We start from the raw sequence: 1,876 nt of genomic DNA, 5'->3' as shown, positions 1-1,876 counted from the left end.
CCATCGGAGACACCTCATGGTCATGTCCCTGGAAGAAGCCACCACCCACGCCGCACGTCGGCACGAGCTGGCCCTGGAGGTCAAGACACTTCTGGTGGACCGGCTGGCGCTCGACGTCGATCCGGCCGCCATCGGCGACGACCAGCCGCTGTTCGGCCGCGGGCTGGAGCTCGACTCCATCGACACCCTCGAACTCGCGATGGCCGTCGAGGACACCTTCGGCGTCACCATCACCGACGACGACACCCACAGCCTGCTCTCCCTCAACCGCCTGCTCGACCACATCCAGGCAGAGCAGTCATGAGCGACCACCCCACCTCGTCGCCCGGCACCGTCCTGAGCGCCGACGACATCGCACGGCTCCTCCCCCACCGACACCCGTTCTTCCTGCTCGACCGCGTCACCGCCCTGGAACCGGGAACGAGCGCCGAGGCCATCAAGAACATCACCTCCTCCGACGCCGTCCTGGCCGGACACTTCCCCGGCCGCATGATTTACCCCGGTGTCCTGCTCGTGGAGTGCGTGGCCCAGCTCGCCGCCGTCGTCTACGGCACCGCCGGAGCCCTGCGCGCCACCGGCGAGATCGTCAGCGACGTCGCCGACCGCGTCGGCTACCTCGCCGAGATCCGCCAGGCGAAGTTCCTCAAGCCGGTCGTCCCCGGCGACCAGGTCGTCTTCCGCCTCCAGAGCGGCCCCCGCGTCGGCGGGCTCATCTCGGTCACCGGCCAGGCGTCCGTTGGCCGCGACACGGTGCTCACCGTCCGCCTCGCCGTCACCGAACGCGACGCCTGAATCTCCTCCCCCCGACCTCACCTCCCAGGAGCTTCCATGAAGACCGCATACACCAACACCCACGACGAGTACGCCGTACTGCGGGAGTCGTGCGGACTGCTCGACTACAGCGACATCGGCCTGGTACGCGTCTCCGGCCCCGGCGCCACCGGCTTCCTCGGCCACGTGGCCACCCGCGGCGTCGAATTCCTCCTCGAAGGCCAGAGCATGACCGCCCTGCTGCTGCGCCCCGACGGCACACTCCTGTCCGAAGTGCTCATCCACTGCCACGCCGGCCACTACCTGGTGGAGATCTGGCCGGCGCAGGCGGCCGAGGCCACCGAGCACCTCCTGACCCGCGACACCCTCGCCGACGACACCACCGTTCAGGACGTGCGCGAGGAGTACGACGTACTGGCCCTCGAAGGACCGTCATCCTTCCGTATCGCGCAGAAATACCTTCCCTTCCCCATCGCCTCCATGGGCTACCGCAGCTTCGTCACCGCCGACCACAACGGCCGCTCACTGACCATCTCCCGCACCGGAGTGACCGGCGAGTACGGCTACAAGTTCTTCGCCCCGGCCGGTACCGGAGATGCGCTGCGGAGCGAATTCACCGCCCTCGGCGCCGTGGAATGCGGCAAGGACGCCGTCGACGTGTGCCGTATGGAGGTCCGTTTCGCCAGCGTGGAGCACGAGGCCGCCGACGGCTCCGCCACCGCGTACGACCTCGGTCTGCAGTGGATGATCGAGCCCGGCAAGGAGCCCGAGAGCGCCGCGGACCCGGCGCGCCGGCCCGTGTGCTGGGTCGGGGCCGAGGAGATGACGGACCGGCCGTCGCACGGCGCCGCCCTGACCGTGAGCGACGCGACGGTGGGTGTCGTCACCCACGCGGTCTGGTCACCCCGCCTCAACCGGGTGATCGGCACCGCCCAGGTCGACACGGCGGTGGCCGCCTCCGGCCAGGAGTTCGCCCTCGCCGACGCGGGCGTCGCCCTGCGCACCATCTCCGCTCCCTTCCTCACCGCCACCAGCCTCGACGTCTCACTCGACTGACGCGGTACGCGGGGCGGGCCCCCGCCCGCCCCGCGTACCGCGTCAGTCG

Annotated in this window: 3 protein-coding genes; all 3 read left to right on the top strand. The window is 70.1% G+C overall.

The window, feature by feature from the left end; all coding sequences use genetic code 11:
- A partial coding sequence (locus ACJA3G_RS36110; protein ID WP_406557258.1) for a phosphopantetheine-binding protein occupies positions 1 to 304 on the top strand: 304 nt, incomplete at its 5' end.
- On the top strand, positions 301 to 792 hold the full coding sequence (fabZ, locus tag ACJA3G_RS36105) for a 3-hydroxyacyl-ACP dehydratase FabZ (RefSeq protein WP_406557257.1): 492 nt from the start codon (positions 301 to 303) through the stop codon (positions 790 to 792). The genes ACJA3G_RS36110 and fabZ, both read left to right, overlap by 4 nt.
- A 36-nt stretch (positions 793 to 828) precedes the next feature.
- Positions 829 to 1,827, top strand: coding sequence for a glycine cleavage T C-terminal barrel domain-containing protein (locus ACJA3G_RS36100; RefSeq protein ID WP_406557256.1), 999 nt, complete (start codon positions 829 to 831; stop codon positions 1,825 to 1,827).
- The last annotated feature ends 49 nt before the right edge of the window (positions 1,828 to 1,876 follow it).

Origin of the sequence: Streptomyces sp. YS-3, assembly GCF_045257485.1 — a bacterium.
GTDB lineage: Bacteria > Actinomycetota > Actinomycetes > Streptomycetales > Streptomycetaceae > Streptomyces.
Note: the sequence above shows the minus strand (reverse complement) of the source record. Positions and strands in the feature narration are given on the sequence as shown.

Excerpts from the sequence above, each read along its gene's own strand:
- fabZ (WP_406557257.1), top strand. The coding sequence starts at position 301 with ATGAGCGACCACCCCACCTCGTCGCCCGGCACCGTCCTGAGCGCCGAC.
- ACJA3G_RS36100 (WP_406557256.1), top strand. The coding sequence starts at position 829 with ATGAAGACCGCATACACCAACACCCACGACGAGTACGCCGTACTGCGG.